This window comes from Pseudomonas sp. P129, from assembly GCF_020312195.1.
In the GTDB taxonomy this organism is placed as follows: Bacteria; Pseudomonadota; Gammaproteobacteria; order Pseudomonadales; family Pseudomonadaceae; genus Aquipseudomonas; species Aquipseudomonas fragariae.
The window spans coordinates 1-962 of sequence record NZ_JAGPYS010000035.1 but is presented as its reverse complement, the minus strand read 5'-3'; the positions used below and the strand labels follow the sequence as shown (position 1 = coordinate 962).

Here is a 962-nt window from a genome sequence, read left to right as displayed (position 1 = left end):
CAAACTCACCAGTTGCTTCGGCTATGACGCACTGGGGCGCAAGACCTGGCAATACGCAACCACCCTGCCCGCTGAAAAACTGTCACAGATACAGAACCCGCTCATAAAGCCAGAGCGCTACGTCGAGCACGCCTACAACCCGCTCCACCGCCGCTACGAATACGACCCGGCCGGCGAGCTGAGCCGCACCCTCGACAAACTGCGTGGCGAAGTCACCTACGAATACGAAGCCAACGGCCGCCTGCTTGAACACAACCCCGAAAAACGTTTCGACGGTGAAGAGTTCCGCTACGACGCCGCTGGCAACCGCCTGAACTTCAACACCAGCCGCTTCGACCGCGTCAAAGACAACCGCCTCAAAAAATGGAGCAACCACGAATACAAATACGACGCGTGGGGCAACCTGGTCGAGAAAATCGTCGGCATCGTGCGTTGGCAAACCTTCACCTACGACAGCGAAAACCGTCTGGTCAAAACCGAGACCATGGCCAACAGCCAAGTGGAAAGCACCAGCAGCTATCAGTACGACAGCCTGGGTAGGCGTGTTGCCAAACAGTCCGACATTAAGGGCAAGACCGACCATCGACTATTTCTCTGGCAAGGTCTTCGCTTGCTGCGTGAAGACAGTCCGGGACAGAGCAGCCTGTATCTGTACGAGCCCGGCAGTTATGCGCCGCTGGCCCGTGTTGATGAGAAAGAGGGCGAGGCAGAGAACAAGGTCTACTACTTCCACACCGACCAGATTGGTACACCACTGGAGATGACCGACGCCGAAGGGCAGATCGTCTGGCAGGCCAAATATCGGCCGTGGGGCGCGGTTGAGAAACTGGTGGTGAACGAGGTCGAGCAGAACCTCAGGTTTCAGGGTCAGTATTTCGATGTCGAGACGGGGCTTCACTACAACACGTTTCGGTATTACGATCCGGAGATTGGGCGGTTTATTACGCAGGATCCGATTGGGT

At 56.7% G+C, this 962-nt stretch carries 1 protein-coding gene; it reads left to right on the top strand.

What is annotated here, in order from left to right:
• Positions 1 to 962, top strand: a 962-nt coding sequence (locus KBY02_RS26005; RefSeq protein WP_225650866.1) for an RHS repeat domain-containing protein, incomplete at both ends; no start/stop codon positions are given.